We start from the raw sequence: 17466 nt of genomic DNA, 5'->3' as shown, positions 1-17466 counted from the left end.
TCCAACGCCATGCCCCTGACGTCGTCGCTGACCAAACCCCTGGCCCCTTCGTGGGCCAATCGCTTTAAAGAGCAGAGCCTTGAGCGAGGGCGGCGCTATGCCCTGGAGAACCGGGTGCGCATCGTCGAATCCGGCGACAGCACCATCATTGCCAGTTGCGAAGGCTCAGGCGGCAACGTCTACCGGCAGACCATTTCGCTGCGCGAATCGGCCAAGGGCACGCTGATCCTGGTGGACAGCCGCTGCACTTGCCCGGTGCACACCAACTGCAAACACATCGCGGCGGTACTGCTCAAGGTCCAGGAAACCCTGGCCTTCCCTGCTGCGGCCCAGGACGCCGAGCTGCTGGAAAAGCTCCAGGCAGTCCTGGAAAACCGCGCAGTGCTGCCACAGGTGGTCATGGAGGACGTGGTGCCCGTGCCACGCCTGTGGATGGCCAGCGTAGAGTTCAGCGCGTTCGAACCGCGCAACGGCAAGATGCAGCGCTATATCCAGCATCGGGCGGCGCTGTCGTTCAACTATTTGGGCAACTATGTCAGCGGGCAGAAAAACGCCGACATCATCGTGCGCCAGGACACCCAGAGCCTGCGCATCAAGCGCCATCCCGAGCTGGAACAGCCGTACCGCGAGCAACTGCGCCTGTTGGGTTTCAAGATCGCCACGCGCCAGAGCAAGGCCCTGCCGGAAAGCGCCGGCGAGCTGTTCGAGATGGTCAATGACAGTGCCTGGCTGACCTTTACCCTCAATGCCACACCGACCTTGCGGGCCGAGGGCTGGGAGCTGCTGATCGATGATGATTTCGGCTTCGACCTGAGCGCCGTCGATGACTGGTATGCCACGGTTGATGAAGGGCCGGAGCGCGACTGGTTCGACCTGGAGCTGGGGATCATCGTCAACGGCGAGCGCCTGAGCCTGTTGCCGATCCTGCTGAACCTGATGCGCTCCCACACCGAGATCCTCAACCCGGAGAAACTGGCGCGGCGCCGCGATGATGAGCTGATCCTGGTGAATATCCCTGGCCTGCCCAATGGGCACGGCCCCATACAAGTTGCGCTGCCCTATGGCCGACTCAAACCGGTACTGGCCACCCTCGGTGAGTTTTATCTACAGGAAGCCGACGCCACCACGCTGCGCCTGGCCAAGGCCGATGCGATCCGCCTTAACCCGTTGGAAGACCTGCCGCTGCAATGGGAAGGCGGCGAGAAGATCCGTAACTTCGCCCAGCGCCTGAGGGACATCAAGGATTTCAGCTGCGTGGCGCCCGAAGGGCTGAACGCGACCTTGCGTCCGTACCAACTGGAAGGCTTGAGCTGGATGCAGTCGCTGCGCCAGCTCGATGTGGGCGGGATACTGGCGGATGACATGGGGCTGGGCAAGACCTTACAGACCCTGGCGCATATTCTCAGTGAAAAAAACGCCGGGCGCCTGGATCGCCCCTGCATGGTGGTAATGCCCACCAGCCTGATTCCCAACTGGCTGGATGAAGCGGCGCACTTCACGCCACAACTCAAAGTGGTGGCGTTGTATGGCGCGGCCCGCAAGAAACATTTTGCGAACCTGCAGGACTACGACCTGCTCCTGACCACCTACGCCTTGCTGCCCAAGGACATCGAACAGCTCAAGGCGCTGCCCCTGCATGTGCTGATCCTCGATGAAGCCCAGTACATCAAGAACCCGTCCAGCAAGGCGGCCCAGGCGGCACGCGAACTGAATGCGCGGCAGCGCCTGTGCCTGAGCGGTACGCCGCTGGAAAACCATCTGGGTGAGCTGTGGTCATTGTTCCACTTCCTGCTGCCGGGCTGGCTGGGTGACGTAAAAAGCTTCAACCGCGATTACCGCGTGCCCATCGAAAAGCGCGCCAGCGACGTACGACTGCAGCACCTCAACGGTCGGATCAAACCCTTCCTGCTGCGCCGTACCAAGGAACAGGTGGCCACGGAGCTGCCGCCCAAGACCGAGATCATCCATTGGGTCGACCTCAACGAGGCCCAGCGCGACGTGTACGAAACCATGCGCCTGGCCATGGACAAGAAAGTACGCGACGAGATCACCCGCAAGGGCGTGGCACGCAGCCAGATCATCATTCTTGAGGCGCTGCTCAAGCTGCGCCAGGTGTGCTGCGACTTGCGCCTGGTCAACGACGCCACCCTGCCCGCCCGCGGCAGCACGTCGGGCAAGCTCGATAGCTTGATGGAAATGCTTGAGGAGTTGTTTGAGGAAGGTCGGCGGATCCTGCTGTTTTCACAGTTCACCTCGATGCTAAGCCTGATCGAAGCCGAGCTGAAACAGCGCGGTGTTGCCTACGCCTTGTTGACCGGCCAGACGCGGGATCGACGCACGCCGGTGAAGGACTTCCAGAGCGGCAAGCTGCAGATTTTCCTGATCAGCCTGAAGGCCGGCGGTGTGGGCTTGAACCTGACCGAAGCCGATACGGTGATCCACTATGACCCCTGGTGGAACCCGGCGACGGAGAACCAGGCGACTGACCGTGCGTATCGCATCGGGCAGGAAAAGCCGGTATTCGTCTACAAGATGATTGCCCGGGGCACGGTGGAGGAGAAAATCCAGCACCTGCAAAAGGAAAAGTCCGACCTGGCGGCCGGTGTGCTGGATGGCCGTACGACCGGGGATTGGCAGTTGGGCAACGAGGATATCGAAGCGCTGTTTGCGCCGTTGCCCAACAAGCAAGAGAAGCGCTGACTTCCAGACCGCTTTCGCGAGCAAGCCCGCTCCCACATTCGACCGAGTTCCAACTTTGGAATGCAGTCAAATGTGGGAGCGGGCTTGCTCGCGAAGGCCGCGCCGCGGTGTTCAGCCAATCAGTTGAGCATCCCGCAACGCTGTCAGCGCCGCCAACCAACGCGGATCCTGCTTGTACTCAGTCGAAGCAACCGCCTGCCCACGCATGCGTGCAATGCGCACAGACGGCGTGACCTTCATGCGCTGCGCCGCACTCAGTGCCAATTCGGCAGCCGCGCGATCGTTGCAGACCAGCCCCATGTCGCATCCGGCCGTCAGCGCCGCTTCGATGCGGCTGGCAGCGTCGCCCACCACATGGGCACCTGCCATGGACAGGTCATCGCTGAAAATCACCCCGTCGAACTGCAACTCACCGCGCAGGATGTCCTGCAACCAGCGGCGCGAGAACCCGGCCGGCTGTGTATCGACTTGTGGGTAGATGACGTGGGCAGGCATGACTGCCGCGAGTTGCTTGCTCAAGCGCGCGAAAGGCACCAGGTCATTGGCGCGGATCTGTTCCAGGCTACGCTCATCATTGGGAATGGCGACGTGGGAATCGGCCTCGGCCCAACCGTGACCGGGGAAATGCTTACCGGTGGCAGCCATACCGGCGCTGTTCATGCCACGGATGAATGCACCCGCCAGCACAGCGGCGCGCTCGGGGTCGCCCTCGAAGGAACGGGTGCCGACCACGGCGCTGCGCTGGTAATCCAGGTCCAGCACTGGGGCGAAGCTCAGGTCCAGGCCCACGGCCAGTACTTCGGTGGCCATGATCCAACCGCACTGCTCGGCCAGGTATTGCGCATTCGGGTTATCCGCCAAGGCGCGCATGGCCGGCAGCCGCACGAAGCCCTGACGCAGGCGTTGTACGCGACCGCCCTCCTGGTCGACCGCCAGCAGCAGGTCCGGGCGCACGGCACGAATCGCCGCGCTCAACTCACGCACCTGGCGCGGGTGCTCGATATTGCGCGCGAAAATGATCAGGCCGCCCACTTCAGGCTGGCGCAGCAGATGGCGGTCCTCGGCCGTGAGCCAAGTGCCGGCAACGTCGACCATCAAAGAACCTTGCAGGGCAGCAGTCATAAACCTTCCTTATAAAACGCACACAACCCGTTGCCCCCACCAGGCACAGTGAGCACAACAGGTTGCGAGTAAATAGCTGAATTCGGCATGGGCCGCTAGCTTAGCGGATGCAAGCGGCTGCGCACACCCGGCAGGGTCAAACCTTGGCGGGGGTTGGCGCGGATTTGCTGCGCGGGCGCAATTGGGCGGCGGCCATCGTCGGGTCGGTCACGCCGGTTTCGGCACGCATGCCGGCAGCCAGGAATGGCACCATCAGGCGCATCACTTGCTCAATTGAGGTGTTGACGCCGAAATCGGTCTCGGCAATCGCCCGCAGCGCCTTGATCCCGGACATGCTGAACGCCGCGGCACCGAGCATGAAGTGCACGCGCCAGAACAGCTCAATCGGTGGAATACGCGGAGCGGCCTCGTTGACCAGCAACATATAGCGACGAAATACCTTGCCGTACATGTCTTCCAGGTAACGCCGCAGGTGCCCCTGGCTCTGGCTGAACGCAAGGCCCAGCAGGCGCATGAAGATCGACAAATCGTTGCCGCTGCGGGGCTGAACCACCAAGGCTTGTTCAACGAGGATTTCCAGCAGTTCTTCGAGGGTCGGCTTGTGATCAGCCTTGCCCTGGCGACGCTCAAGCTCACGGTCGAGACTGGCACAAAACGGCCCCAGGAAGCGCGAGAACACCGCCTGGATCAGGGCCTTTTTCGAGCCGAAATGATAGTTCACTGCGGCGAGGTTGACGCCAGCCTTGCTGGTGATCAGCCGCAATGAAGTTTCAGCAAATCCTTTTTCCGCGAACAATTGCTCGGCAGCATCGAGAATGCGTTCAACGGTTTCCGACTGGGCCATGGCTACTCCGCCTGACAAACACTTGTTTGAAACATACGTTTCAGAGTGTGTCTTGTCAAGCCTGCGAGTTCGTTTTCCGGCCGGGCAGTCATGTATTTCATCGCTATTTAATCACATCACTGCGGGTCTGTAGGCAGCGCTATCTCGGGCTTGCAGGAAGTATGAAGGATGACCGTCCAGCGGAGCGGTAGAAAAGGATGATTGCCAAGCGCAGTTCACTGTATATAATCCCAGTCACTGTATAAAAAGACAGAGCGATCAACATGCTAAAACTGACGCCACGCCAAGCTGAGATTCTGGCTTTTATCAAGCGCTGCCTCGATGACAATGGCTACCCGCCGACACGAGCGGAAATTGCGCTGGAACTGGGGTTCAAGTCCCCCAACGCCGCCGAGGAACACCTCAAGGCCCTCGCTCGCAAAGGCGCGATCGAGATGACCCCCGGTGCCTCACGCGGTATTCGCATCCCTGGCTTCGAAGCCAAGGCCGACGAATCGACCCTGCCGATCATCGGCCGCGTCGCCGCCGGTGCGCCGATCCTGGCGCAGCAGCACGTCGAGGAGTCCTGCAACATCAACCCTACCTTCTTCCACCCTCGCGCCGACTACCTCTTGCGGGTCCATGGCATGAGCATGAAGGACGTGGGCATCTTCGACGGCGACCTGCTGGCCGTCCACACCACACGCGAAGCCCGTAATGGCCAGATCGTCGTCGCTCGAATCGGCGATGAAGTCACCGTCAAACGCTTCAAGCGCGAAGGCAGCAAGGTCTGGCTCCTGGCCGAGAACCCTGAGTTCGCCCCGATTGAAGTGAACCTGAAAGATCAGGACCTGGTGATCGAAGGCTTGAGCGTCGGCGTCATTCGCCGCTAAAGGAGGCATCATGCAGCTCGTCCACACCCCACAACACACACAACTGTCGCTGTTCGAGGCCTTCATGGCCCAACCCCTTGCGCCCCTCCTCAAGGAAACGATCGAAGCGCCCTGGTGCGCCGAGCCTGAGGCGTTCAGTGAATTGTCGTTGCGCGGTGCAGCGGGGAGTTGCCTGAGCCTGCTGGCGCCAATCCTTCGCGAATTGAGCGAAGAGCAGGACGCCCGCTGGCTGACGCTGATCGCCCCGCCCGCCAGCCTGACCCAGGCCTGGCTACGGGACGCCGGTCTCAACCGCGAGCGTATCCTGTTGCTGCAACCACGCGGCGCGCAAAGTGCCCAGCAGTTGACCTGCGAAGCCTTGCGTCTGGGTCGTAGCCATACGGTAGTGAGCTGGTTGAACCCGCTGAATGCCAGCGCCAAGCAGCAACTGATCAGCGCTGCACGTACGGGCGATGCTCAGAGTTTGAATATTCGATTGGGCTAAGGGCCGAGCGGCCTAATCCCTGTGGTACTCGGGCTTGCTGTGGCGAGCGGGCTTGCCCCGCGTTGGGCTGCGAAGCGGCCCCAAAACCAAGCACCGTGGAATACCTGATATACCGCATTAAATCCATCTAGGACTGCTTCGCAGTCCAACGCGGGGCAAGCCCGCTCACCACAACAAGCCCGCTCGCCACAGAAGCCCGATCACCACAGAAGCCAACTCACCACAATAAGCCCGGCCATTATAAAAACCGACCTATCATCTGGTCTCAGTGAAGAACCCTTGGCCCGTCTTCTTTCTCCGGTTCACCTTCTGCCAAGCGCCCCGCCATCTGCACACCCACGCTCAACATGGCTTTAGCCACTTCCACGTGTTGGCCCTGCAGGAACACCTTGGCGTCCTCGGAAAAATCCAGAATGACCAGAGAACCTTCGTCCTCAGCCCGGCGCAGCTCGATTCGGCCGTCAGGCAACTCAACAATTTCCAGAAAGGACGTCGGCATAAAAGTCTGTTCTCCACGAAAGGCCGGGATTATATCAGTCATCCACCCAGCCTCGCAGAGGATCTGAACAGGTTTCTTGACAGCTTGATGAATGGTCGCTATCCAATTCCTACAGAATGATCAGCACTCGTTGAGGCCTTCGCGAAAGCGCAACGCCATTTTTTTCAATTCCTGGCGCCAGCCTTCCAGCTCTTCGCGGCTCAACGGCTTGGGTTCTTCCTCTTCCACCGCAACCGCCACGATCAGCGGCTGGGTCACATCGCCCTTGGGCACGTGCGGAATACGCGGCGGCTGGAACATATCCGCATGCGCCTTGAGCAGGCGTGCAACCCAACTGTCGGGGCTTTGCGCCATTTCGACCAGTTCGGCCAGCTCAGGAATCGCCATCGAATCCAGCACTTCGCGATTCATGATCATTTCCGCACGGGGCGAACCGGCCTGGGGCAGGCGGTAAAACCCGGCGATTTCATGGCACAGGCCCAGTAAGGCGCCATACAGGTGGAACAGCGCAGCCTCACGCCCCGCCTGGACCAGCGCAATGGCATTCATCTCCTTCCCTTCCTCGGCACGGCCAAGGGCTTCCAGGGACAAACCCGCGAAGTAAATTTTCTGATTGGTACGGGTATAGAGTTCGTAGGCCATGACGGCAATCTCCACAACGAATAAACGTGATGCTGGCTGAACAGTTTCACGGATCAGCCGAACCTACTGCAAGTGCAATAAACCGCTGCCTATGCGGGCCTAAAGTCCACTTTCAGAACCAAACAGACCCAAATGTGGGAGGGGGCTTGCCCCCGATAGCGGAGTATCAGTCATACACATGTTGACTGATATGCTGCTATCGAGGGCAAGCCCCCTCCCACATTGGATCTTCAGCGCATCCGCCGGATCAAGCGCCCTGACGCTTGTCCTCGACCTTCCACTTACCACCGTCATAGAACGCTTTCCAACCAGTCGGCTTGCCGTCCACTTCGGACTGCACGTACTGCTCCTTGGTCTTGCGGCTGTAGCGGATCACGGCTGGGCGACCATCCGGGTCCTTCTTCGGCGCTTCGCACAGGAAGTGGTACTTAGGATCGATCTCGTCCTTGTGCGGCACGATCTCCAGCACCAACGGCGCCCGGGTCTCGCGGTTTTTCGGGAACTGGCTCGCAGCCAGGAACAACCCCGAAGCCCCGTCACGCAGGATGTAGGTGTCGTTGACCTTCTCGCACTTGAGCTCCGGCATCTTCACCGGATCCATCTTCGGCGGCGCCGCATCACCACTCTTGAGCAGCTTGCGGGTGTTCTTGCAGGTCGGGTTGGTACAACCGAAGAACTTGCCGAAACGGCCAGTCTTGAGCTGCATCTCGCTGCCACACTTGTCACACTCCAGGCTCGGACCTTCATAGCCCTTGATGCGATAAGTGCCCTCTTCGATCTCATAACCATTGCAATCCGGGTTGTTACCGCAGATGTGCAGCTTGTGCTTCTCGTCCAGCAGATAGGCGTCCATCGCGGTGCTGCAGATCGGGCAGCGGTGCTTGCCACGCAGTACCAACGACTCGGACTCGCCCTCGTCATCGGCGGCGATTTCGTCGCCCGGTACCAGGTTGACGGTGGCCTTGCAGCGCTCTTTCGGCGGCAGGCTGTAACCCGAGCAACCAAGGAACACGCCGGTGGATGCAGTACGAATCTGCATTGGGCGGCCACAGGTCTGGCACGGAATATCGGTCATCACCGGCTGGTTGGCACGCATGCCACTCTCAGGGCTTTCGGCCACTTCGAGTTTCTTCTTGAAGTCGCCGTAGAACTCGTCCAGCACGTTTTTCCAGTCGCGCTCGCCCTGGGCCACGTCATCGAGGTTCTCTTCCATGCCGGCGGTGAAGCCGTAGTCCATCAGGTTGGAAAAGCTCTCGGACAAGCGCTCGGTGACGATATCGCCCATCTTTTCCGAATAGAAGCGACGGTTGTGCAGCGCTACGTAGCCACGGTCCTGAATGGTGGAGATGATTGCCGCGTAGGTCGAAGGACGACCGATACCGCGTTTTTCCATCTCTTTTACCAGGCTGGCCTCGGAGTAGCGCGCCGGCGGCTTGGTGAAGTGCTGGGACGGGTCGAGCTTGATCAGCTTCAGCGTATCGCCCTGGGCCATGTCCGGCAGCACATCATCATCGCCCGGCTTGGCGATCTGCGGCATCACGCGGGTGTAGCCGTCGAACTTGAGGATACGGCCCTTGGCACGCAGCTCGAAGTCGCCAGCGCCCACGCTCACGGTAGTGGACAGGTATTGCGCCGGCAGCATCTGGCAGGCCAGGAACTGGCGCCAGATCAGCTCGTAGAGGCGCTCAGCGTCGCGCTCCATGCCACTGAGCTTGGCAGGCGTGGTGTTGGCGTCTGAAGGACGAATCGCTTCGTGAGCCTCTTGTGCGCCTTCCTTGCTGCTGTAGACGTTCGGCTTCTCCGGCAGGTACTTCTTGCCGAACTCGCTTTCGATATAGGTACGCGCCATGGCGACCGCGTCCACCGACAGGTTGGTGGAGTCGGTACGCATATACGTGATGTAGCCCGCCTCATACAAGCGCTGTGCCATCATCATGGTCTTCTTCACACCGAAGCCCAGGCGGTTGCTCGCGGCCTGTTGCAGGGTCGAGGTGATGAACGGCGCCGACGGCTTGCTGCTGGTCGGTTTGTCTTCACGCTTGACGATGCTGTAGCTGGACGCCTTGAGCTTTTCCAGCGCGGCCATGGCCTGGGCTTCGTTCAGCGGCTTGAAGGCCTCGCCTTTCTCACGGGCCACTTCAAAGCGCACGTTGGCGCCCTTGGCGGTGCCGAGGTCAGCGTGGACTTCCCAGTACTCTTCAGGGATGAACGCACGGATCTCGCGCTCACGCTCTACCACCAGCTTCACCGCAACCGATTGCACACGACCGGCAGACAGGCCACGGGCGATCTTCGCCCACAGCAGCGGCGAGACCATGTAACCCACCACGCGGTCGAGGAAGCGACGCGCCTGCTGGGCGTTGACGCGGTCGATGTCCAGTTCACCCGGCTTGGAGAAGGCTTCCTGGATGGCTTTCTTGGTGATTTCGTTGAACACCACGCGCTTGTAGCGGCTGTCATCACCGCCGATGGCTTCCCGCAGGTGCCAGGCAATGGCTTCCCCTTCGCGGTCCAAGTCCGTTGCGAGATAGATGGTGTCGGCATCCTTGGCGAGCCGGCGCAGCTCCTCGATGACCTTTTCCTTGCCGGGAAGGATTTCATACTTGGCCTTCCAGCCATGATCCGGGTCCACCCCCATACGCGAGACCAGCTGCTTGCGCGCTTTCTCTTTAGGGGTGAGCACCGGACCTTCGCCCGCAGCCGCCTTGCCGCGCTTGGCGGCTGGCTCCTTGCTGGCGCTAGCCGAACCGCTGGTGGGCAGGTCTCGGATATGGCCGATACTCGACTTCACCACGTACTCGTTGCCCAAGTACTTGTTGATGGTCTTGGCCTTAGCCGGGGATTCCACAATGACCAGCGATTTGCCCATGGATCGGAAAATTCCTGAATTCGAGAAGTGAAAGGCAGTTGGCGCCTGTCGCGGCAACGCTATATATAGTGGCAACAAGGTGAGGTCAAGCGCAGCAGTCTGCGCGACCTGCCGTTAATGCCCTGAAAAAAGACTGGGTTCGGCCTGGACCAAAGCAAAGCGCGGGACCTGCTCGCCGTCAACTTCGACGGTCTCCAGAAACATGCTCAATGGGCGTACCCAAAAGCCGTAATCGCCATACAGAGCTTGGTAGAACACCACTTCTTCTTCGGTCTCGGAGTGCCGCGCCACACTGAAAACACGGTACTGCGGACCTTTATAATGCTGGTAGAGCCCTGGTTCGACTTTCATGCTCTGGCCCTCTTACAAAATTTGTTGAAAAAAAATATTAAAAATTCCAAAAAACAAAAACCGGGGCACTGGGCCCCGGCTTCCGTCAACCCAACGCTTAGACGCGTTCGAAGACGGTGGAAATGCCTTGGCCGAGACCAATGCACATGGTTGCAACCCCAAGGTTGCCGCCATTTTGCTTCATCACGTTAAGCAAAGTGCCGGAGATACGCGCACCGGAGCAACCGAATGGGTGGCCCAGGGCAATCGCGCCGCCGTGCAGGTTAACCTTCTCATTCATCTTGTCGAGTACTTTCAAATCTTTCAGCACCGGCAGGGCCTGTGCGGCGAAAGCTTCGTTGAGCTCGAAGAAGTCGATGTCGTTGATGGTCAGGCCCGCGCGCTTCAAGGCTTTTTGTGTGGCCGGTACTGGACCATAGCCCATGATCGCCGGGTCCACACCCGCCACTGCCATCGAACGAATCACCGCCAGCGGCTGGATACCCAGGTCCTGGGCACGCTGCGCCGACATCACGATCATGCACGAGGCACCGTCGGTGATTTGCGACGAAGTACCGGCTGTCACGGTGCCGCCCTTTGGATTGAAGGCAGGCTTGAGCGCCGCCAGGCTTTCCAGGGTGGTGTCCGGACGAATGGTTTCGTCGTAGTCGAACAGTTTCAGGAAACCGTTCTCGTCGTAGCCGTTCATCGGGATGATTTCATCCTTGAACTTGCCTTCCACGGTCGCCTTGTGGGCCAACTGGTGGGAGCGCAGGCCGAACGCGTCCTGGGCTTCGCGGGTAATGCCGTGCATTTTGCCGAGCATTTCCGCGGTCAGGCCCATCATGCCCGAGGCTTTTGCCGCGTACAGCGACATATGCGGGTTAGGGTCGACACCGTGCATCATGCTGACGTGGCCCATGTGCTCCACGCCACCGACCACGAACACATCACCGTTACCGGTCATGATCGCCTGGGCGGCGGTGTGCAGCGCGCTCATCGACGAACCGCACAGGCGGCTGACGGTCTGGCCGGCGGCGGTGTGGGGGATCTGGGTCATCAGCGACGCCATGCGCGCGATGTTCCAGCCCTGTTCCAGGGTCTGGTTGACGCAACCCCAGATCACGTCCTCGACTTCGTTCGGGTCGACCTTGACGTTGCGCTCCAGCAACTTGCTGATCAGGTGTGCCGACATGTCTTCGGCACGGGTGTTGCGGTGCATGCCGCCCTTGGAGCGGCCCATCGGTGTGCGACCGAAGTCGACAATCACCACGTCTCTTGGATTCAAGCTCATAAATATTCTCGCTCTAGTCGTCTGGGCGCTTAACCGAAGAAGCTCTGGCCGTTCTTGGCCATTTCACGCAGCTTCGCGGTCGGGTGGTACAGCGGGCCCAGATCAGCGTATTTGTCAGCCAGGGCAACGAACTCAGCCACACCGATCGAATCGATGTAACGCAGTGCACCACCACGGAATGGAGGGAAACCAATACCGTACACCAGGCCCATATCGGCTTCGGCGGCGGTTTCAACGATGCCGTCTTCCAGGCAGCGCACGGTTTCCAGGCACAGGGCGATCATCATCCAGTTAATGATGTCCTCGTCGGACACCTCACGCTGCTCGTAGATGACGGGAGCCAGCACTTCGTGCACCGACGGGTCGGCGACTTTCTTCTGCTTGCCCTTCTTGTCCGCCTCGTAGGCGTAGAAGCCCTTGCCGTTCTTCTGGCCCAGGCGCTTGGCCTCGTACAGCGCGTCGATCGCCGAGCGGCGGTCGTCTTTCATGCGGTCCGGGAAGCCTTCAGCCATCACGTCGCGACCATGGTGACCCGTGTCGATGCCGACCACGTCCATCAGATACGCCGGGCCCATCGGCCAGCCGAATTTTTCCATGACCTTGTCGATGCGCACAAAGTCCACACCCGCGCTGACCAACTTGGCGAAACCGCCGAAGTACGGGAACAGCACGCGGTTGACCAGGAAACCCGGGCAGTCATTGACCACGATCGGGTTCTTGCCCATTTTCTTGGCGTAGGCAACGGTGGTGGCAACCGCCAGCTCGCTGGACTTCTCGCCACGGATGACTTCCACCAGCGGCATCATGTGCACCGGGTTGAAGAAGTGCATGCCGACGAAGTTTTCCGGACGCTTGAGGGCCTTGGCCAGCAGCGAGATGGAAATGGTCGAGGTGTTGGACGCCAGGATAGTGTCGTCTTTGACCTGGGCTTCCACTTCAGCCAGGACCGCTTGCTTGACCTTCGGGTTCTCGACAACCGCTTCGACCACCAGGTCGACATGGCCGAAATCGCCGTATGACAGCGTAGGGCGAATGCCGTTAAGCACTTCAGCCATTTTCGCAGCGGTCATGCGACCTTTGTCCACACGACCGACCAGCAGCTTGGCGGCTTCTGCCAGGCCTTGCTCGATGCCGTGCTCGTTGATGTCTTTCATCAGGATCGGCGTGCCCTTGGACGCCGACTGATAGGCGATACCGCCGCCCATGATACCGGCGCCGAGTACGGCGGCCTGTTTCACATCGCGGGCGATTTCGTCGTAGGCCTTGGCCTTTTTCTTCAGTTCCTGATCGTTCAGGAACAGGCCGATCAGGCTCTGGGCAGCGGAGGTTTTCGCCAGTTTGACGAAACCAGCCGCTTCCACTTCCAGGGCCTTGTCGCGACCGAAGTTCGCGGCTTTCTGGATGGTCTTGATCGCTTCAACCGGCGCCGGGTAGTTCGGGCCGGCCTGGCCAGCCACGAAACCTTTGGCGGTTTCGAACGACATCATTTGTTCGATGGCGTTGAGCTTGAGTTTTTCCAGCTTCGGCTGACGCTTGGCCTTGTAGTCAAATTCGCCACTGATGGCGCCCTTGATCAGGTTCAGTGCAGCTTCGGCCAGTTTGTCCGGGGCAACTACAGCGTCGACGGCACCGACTTTCAGGGCGTCTTCGGCTTTGTTTTCCTTGCCGGCGGCAATCCACTCGATGGCGTTGTCGGCACCGATCAGGCGCGGCAAACGCACGGTGCCGCCAAAACCTGGGTAGATGCCCAGCTTGACTTCAGGCAGGCCGATCTTGGCGGTGGCCGACATGACGCGAAAGTCTGCCGCCAGGCACATTTCCAGGCCGCCGCCCAACGCGATGCCATTGATCGCGGCGACGGTCGGTACGTTGAGGTCTTCGAAATCGCTGAAAATCTTGTTGGCTTCGAGGTTGCCAGCCACCAGCTCGGCATCGGGCAGCTTGAAGTTGTCGACGAATTCGGTGATGTCAGCGCCGACGATGAACACGTCCTTGCCACTGGAGACGATCACGCCCTTGACCGAAGCATCTGCTTTGATGGTGTCTACGGCCTGACGCAATTCATTCAGGGTTAGACGGTTGAACTTGTTGACGGACTCACCCTTGAGGTCGAATTTCAGTTCGACGATGCCACTTTCAAGAGCCTTAACCGTGATGGCTTTACCTTCGTAAATCATCAACTGATCTCCACGATATGGAAGCTGAACAGTACACATTGGACGCTGGCCTATGGGTTGGACATTGATGAAATCTTCAATGTTCACGCCAATCCGCCAGGCACACCCGCCAACGCGATAGTCGGGATTCTGTATGAGTCGTCTGACAGACAAACGCTCAATTCATACGCCCGTTTGATTTGGGTACGCCACCTTCATCCAATTCCGGGCAATTGTCAATCGCTCCAAAGGCTAGGAAAAACGCGACTTTCCAGTCAGTTCAGAACCCCGCCCCCATACGTGCGCCTCGCCAATATTCAAATATTCACGAAATCAATAATAGAAAAGATGTGGGAAAAGGCTGTACAGAACGGGATATGCGGCTAGGCTAGCCGCAACCAACGATTTACCGGCCTGCCTGGCCAACTCCAGCCCGATGATGATTGTCGGGCTTTTTATTGCTTTGGATTTGGTGGCTGGCGACCCGGAATTCCTGTAGGAGCGAGCTTGCTCGCGAAGATAGTCAACGGTAACGCAGAACATCTGGTTTGACGCGGCGCCCTCAGGCTTTTCGCGAGCAAGCTCGCTCCTACAGAAGGGAGCTGCTTTCAGGCCAGGGCTTTGAGCAGCGCATCGATATCCTTCAACACGCTCGCCTCGCCCTTCTCGCCCCAATACAGGGCGATCATCTGCTTGTCGGCTTCGATCTTGTAGACGTTGTCCGGCAGCGTCGCAAAATGCGGCAACAACTTTTCATCGACGCACACTTCACGCCATTGATTGACCCACACCCCAGGCTCCAACTGCCAATAACACCAGATCGCCGGCGTGCTGCCGCGCCGTGGCCGGCAGTACTGCGCGCAAGGGCTCGGCGGCTCCTGCTTGAGCCAGTGCGGCCACTCCTGGGGCGCCAGTTGCATGGCCAGGCCGATGCGGCGCGCCTCCATGCGCAGGGCCATGCGTCCGCTCTGATGGCGCGACGGGCGCAGCCATGCCAGGGGGCTCAGCACCACCACAAGGATTGACACCACTATCCAGACCGTCATATGTGTACTCCCGAATTTACAGATGAGCGGATTTGATCTGACGCAACCCTATCCGCTTGAAAGCAGCCATACTGAATCTATTGCAGTCCCCCTGGAGGAACGCCTCATGCCCTACCAACATATTCTGGTCGCTGTCGATCTGACCGAAGAGTGCGATCCAGTGATCAAGCGCGCGCAGGAATCTGCATTGGCCAATGGTGCCGTACTGTCACTGGTGCACATCGTCGAGCCCATGGCCATGGCCTTTGGCGGTGACGTGCCGATGGACCTTTCCCAGTTGCAGCAACAGCAATTCGACCAGGCCAAAGAGCGTCTGGACCGTTTGATTCTCAAATACCCGCACCTGAAAAAGGAAGACTGCCACCTGACCTACGGCCAACCACGCCAGGAAATCCACCACCTGGCCAAAGAAAAGGGTTGTGACCTGATCGTGGTCGGTAGCCATGGCCGTCATGGTTTGGCGCTGTTGCTGGGCTCCACCGCCAATGACGTCCTGCATGGCGCGCCGTGCGATGTGCTGGCCGTCAAGCTGGTAAAAGCCCCTTAAGACCGATATAAAAAGCCCGGCGTTCATACGAATGAACGCCGGGCTTTTTTAATGCGCTGAGATCACTCAGGCATCCAACTCAGCCCAACGCTCAACCAACACTTCCAGCTCCTGGTTCAGTTTCTCCAGGGAAGCGATGACCTTGGCCGTTTCCGCCGCTGGGCGCAGGTAGAACCCCGCGTCAGCCATTTGCGCTTCTACCACGGCAATCTGCTGTTCCTTGGCGTCGATATCACCCGGCAAGGCCTCCAGCTCACGCTGCAGCTTGTAGCTGAGTTTCTTCTTGGCCGCCGGCGCCGCTTCAGGGGCCGGTGCAGCAGCAGCGACCACCGGGGCGACGACGGCGGAGGTCAGGTCGGCCTTGCCGGACTTGCTCTCGGTCACGCCCAGCAATCGCGGGGAACCGCCCTGGCGCAGCCAGTCCTGGTAACCACCGACGTATTCACGCACCTTGCCCTCACCTTCGAAGACCAGGGTGCTGGTGACCACGTTGTCGAGGAATGCCCGGTCGTGGCTCACCATCAGCACGGTGCCGTTGAAGGTCAGCAGCACTTCTTCCAACAGCTCGAGGGTTTCCACGTCGAGGTCGTTGGTCGGTTCGTCGAGGACCAGCAGGTTGGCCGGCTTACTGAACAGCTTGGCAAGCAGCAGGCGCGCACGTTCACCACCGGACAAGGCTTTCACCGGGGTACGCGCACGCTGCGGGCTGAACAGGAAGTCGCCCAGGTAGCTGAGTACGTGGCGGCTCTGGCCGTCGATGTCGATAAAGTCGCGGCCTTCGGCGACGTTGTCGATCACGGTCTTTTCCAGGTCCAACTGATGGCGCAACTGGTCGAAGTAGGCCACGTCGATCCGCGTACCCTCCTCCACTTTACCGCTGGTCGGCTGCAGGCCGCTGAGCATCAGCTTGAGCAAGGTGGTCTTGCCAGTACCGTTGGCGCCCAGCAGGCCGATACGGTCGCCGCGCTGCAGGACCATGGAAAAGTCCTTGATCAGGAACGGGCCGTCCGGGTGATGGAAGCTGACGTTCTCCAGCACCATCACCTGCTTGCCCGACTTGTCGGCGGTATCCAGCTGGATATTGGCCTTGCCGGTACGCTCGCGACGCTCGCTGCGCTCGACACGCAGGGCTTTCAGGGCGCGTACGCGGCCTTCGTTACGGGTGCGACGGGCCTTGATACCCTGGCGGATCCAGACTTCTTCCTGGGCCAGTTTCTTGTCGAACAGCGCGTTGGCGGTTTCTTCGGCGGCCAGCGCGGCTTCCTTATGCACCAGAAAGCTGGCGTAGTCGCCGTTCCAGTCGATCAGGCCACCACGGTCCAGTTCCAGGATGCGCGTTGCCAGGTTCTGCAGGAAGGAACGGTCGTGCGTGATGAACAGCACGGCGCCCTGGAATTCCTTGAGGGCTTCTTCCAGCCAGGCAATCGCGCCAATGTCCAGGTGGTTGGTCGGTTCGTCGAGCAGCAGCAAATCCGGCTCGGACACCAGGGCCTGGGCCAGCAGTACGCGACGACGCCAGCCGCCGGACAACTCGGCGAGGGTCTTGTCCGCCGGCAGTTGCAGGCGACTCAGGGTGCTGTCGACCAATTGCTGCAAGCGCCAGCCATCACGCGCTTCCAGGTCTTGCTGGACGTGCATCAGCTTGTTCAGGTCATCTTCGGTGACACAGTTCTGTGCCAGGTGATGGTATTCGGCGAGCAGTGCGCCAACGCCGTCGAGGCCTTCGGCAACCACGTCGAACACTGTCCGTCCGTCGGCCACCGGCAATTCTTGCGGCAATTCGCCGATCTTGAGGCCCGGCGCGCGCCATACGGAGCCGTCATCGGGCTTCTGGTCGCCCTTGACCAGCTTCATCATGCTGGATTTGCCGGTGCCATTGCGGCCGATGATGCACACCCGCTCACCACGGGCGATCTGCCAGGACACCTTGTCCAACAACGGCATGGCGCCGAAAGCAAGGGACACATCGCTGAATTTGAGCAGGGTCATACGCTTCTCCAAAAACTGGGCGCGCATTCTACCTGAGTTAGGGGCTGAGGCGGCCGGGATTTTCTCAGTCGA

14 protein-coding genes are annotated in these 17466 nt (G+C 59.9%); 4 read left to right on the top strand and 10 right to left on the bottom strand.

The genetic code is table 11. The features are described from left to right. Nucleotides 1-9: 9 nt before the first annotated feature. Nucleotides 10-2700: a DEAD/DEAH box helicase gene (locus tag BLR69_RS29480; protein ID WP_071496722.1), complete on the top strand. Its 2691-nt coding sequence runs from the start codon at nucleotides 10-12 to the stop codon at nucleotides 2698-2700. A 111-nt stretch (nucleotides 2701-2811) separates the two neighbouring features. On the opposite strand, the gene nagZ is transcribed toward BLR69_RS29480, so the two are convergent. After that, nucleotides 2812-3822, bottom strand: a complete 1011-nt coding sequence (gene nagZ, locus BLR69_RS29475; RefSeq protein ID WP_071496723.1) for a beta-N-acetylhexosaminidase — start codon at nucleotides 3820-3822, stop codon at nucleotides 2812-2814. Between the two features lie 136 nt (nucleotides 3823-3958). Continuing rightward, on the bottom strand, nucleotides 3959-4666 hold the full coding sequence (locus tag BLR69_RS29470; protein ID WP_058425062.1) for a TetR/AcrR family transcriptional regulator: 708 nt from the start codon (nucleotides 4664-4666) through the stop codon (nucleotides 3959-3961). 263 nt (nucleotides 4667-4929) lie between these two features. Between BLR69_RS29470 and lexA the strand changes: the two genes are divergently transcribed. Both lexA and sulA read left to right on the top strand, forming a co-directional pair. Further along, nucleotides 4930-5538, top strand: coding sequence for a transcriptional repressor LexA (gene lexA / locus BLR69_RS29465; protein WP_003172575.1), 609 nt, complete (start codon nucleotides 4930-4932; stop codon nucleotides 5536-5538). Nucleotides 5539-5548: 10 nt separating this feature from the next. After that, nucleotides 5549-6022, top strand: a complete 474-nt coding sequence (gene sulA / locus BLR69_RS29460) for an SOS-induced cell division inhibitor SulA (protein ID WP_071496724.1) — start codon at nucleotides 5549-5551, stop codon at nucleotides 6020-6022. A 265-nt stretch (nucleotides 6023-6287) separates the two neighbouring features. On the opposite strand, the gene BLR69_RS29455 is transcribed toward sulA, so the two are convergent. From BLR69_RS29455 to BLR69_RS29425, 7 genes are all read right to left on the bottom strand, one after another. Continuing rightward, a complete protein-coding gene (locus tag BLR69_RS29455) occupies nucleotides 6288-6521 on the bottom strand; it encodes a hypothetical protein (protein ID WP_010212068.1) in 234 nt (77 codons plus the stop codon). Nucleotides 6522-6641: 120 nt separating this feature from the next. Continuing rightward, a complete protein-coding gene (locus BLR69_RS29450) occupies nucleotides 6642-7163 on the bottom strand; it encodes a DUF6586 family protein (RefSeq protein ID WP_071489009.1) in 522 nt (173 codons plus the stop codon). 247 nt (nucleotides 7164-7410) lie between these two features. Beyond that, the gene (topA, locus tag BLR69_RS29445; RefSeq protein WP_058425065.1) at nucleotides 7411-10032 is read right to left on the bottom strand and encodes a type I DNA topoisomerase; all 2622 of its coding nucleotides are present in this window, start codon (nucleotides 10030-10032) and stop codon (nucleotides 7411-7413) included. Nucleotides 10033-10146: 114 nt separating this feature from the next. Next, nucleotides 10147-10383 carry a DUF1653 domain-containing protein gene (locus BLR69_RS29440; RefSeq protein ID WP_071496725.1) on the bottom strand — a complete coding sequence of 79 codons (237 nt, stop codon included), beginning with the start codon at nucleotides 10381-10383 and terminating at the stop codon, nucleotides 10147-10149. A 97-nt stretch (nucleotides 10384-10480) separates the two neighbouring features. Next, nucleotides 10481-11656 carry an acetyl-CoA C-acyltransferase FadA gene (fadA, locus tag BLR69_RS29435; RefSeq protein ID WP_016975260.1) on the bottom strand — a complete coding sequence of 392 codons (1176 nt, stop codon included), beginning with the start codon at nucleotides 11654-11656 and terminating at the stop codon, nucleotides 10481-10483. Nucleotides 11657-11685: 29 nt separating this feature from the next. Further along, nucleotides 11686-13833, bottom strand: coding sequence for a fatty acid oxidation complex subunit alpha FadB (gene fadB / locus BLR69_RS29430; protein WP_034102543.1), 2148 nt, complete (start codon nucleotides 13831-13833; stop codon nucleotides 11686-11688). Between the two features lie 587 nt (nucleotides 13834-14420). Then, on the bottom strand, nucleotides 14421-14858 hold the full coding sequence (locus BLR69_RS29425; RefSeq protein WP_071496726.1) for a hypothetical protein: 438 nt from the start codon (nucleotides 14856-14858) through the stop codon (nucleotides 14421-14423). Between the two features lie 106 nt (nucleotides 14859-14964). On the opposite strand from BLR69_RS29425, the gene BLR69_RS29420 reads away from it, so the two are divergent. After that, complete coding sequence (locus BLR69_RS29420) at nucleotides 14965-15405, top strand: universal stress protein (RefSeq protein ID WP_071496727.1); 441 nt, start codon at nucleotides 14965-14967, stop codon at nucleotides 15403-15405. A gap of 66 nt (nucleotides 15406-15471) precedes the next feature. Here BLR69_RS29420 and BLR69_RS29415 read toward each other — a convergent pair whose 3' ends face one another. After that, nucleotides 15472-17394: an ATP-binding cassette domain-containing protein gene (locus BLR69_RS29415; protein ID WP_071496728.1), complete on the bottom strand. Its 1923-nt coding sequence runs from the start codon at nucleotides 17392-17394 to the stop codon at nucleotides 15472-15474. Nucleotides 17395-17466: the final 72 nt, after the last annotated feature.

Origin of the sequence: Pseudomonas azotoformans, from assembly GCF_900103345.1 — a bacterium.
Lineage (GTDB): Bacteria > Pseudomonadota > Gammaproteobacteria > Pseudomonadales > Pseudomonadaceae > Aquipseudomonas > Aquipseudomonas azotoformans.
Note: the sequence above shows the minus strand (reverse complement) of the source record. Positions and strands in the feature narration are given on the sequence as shown.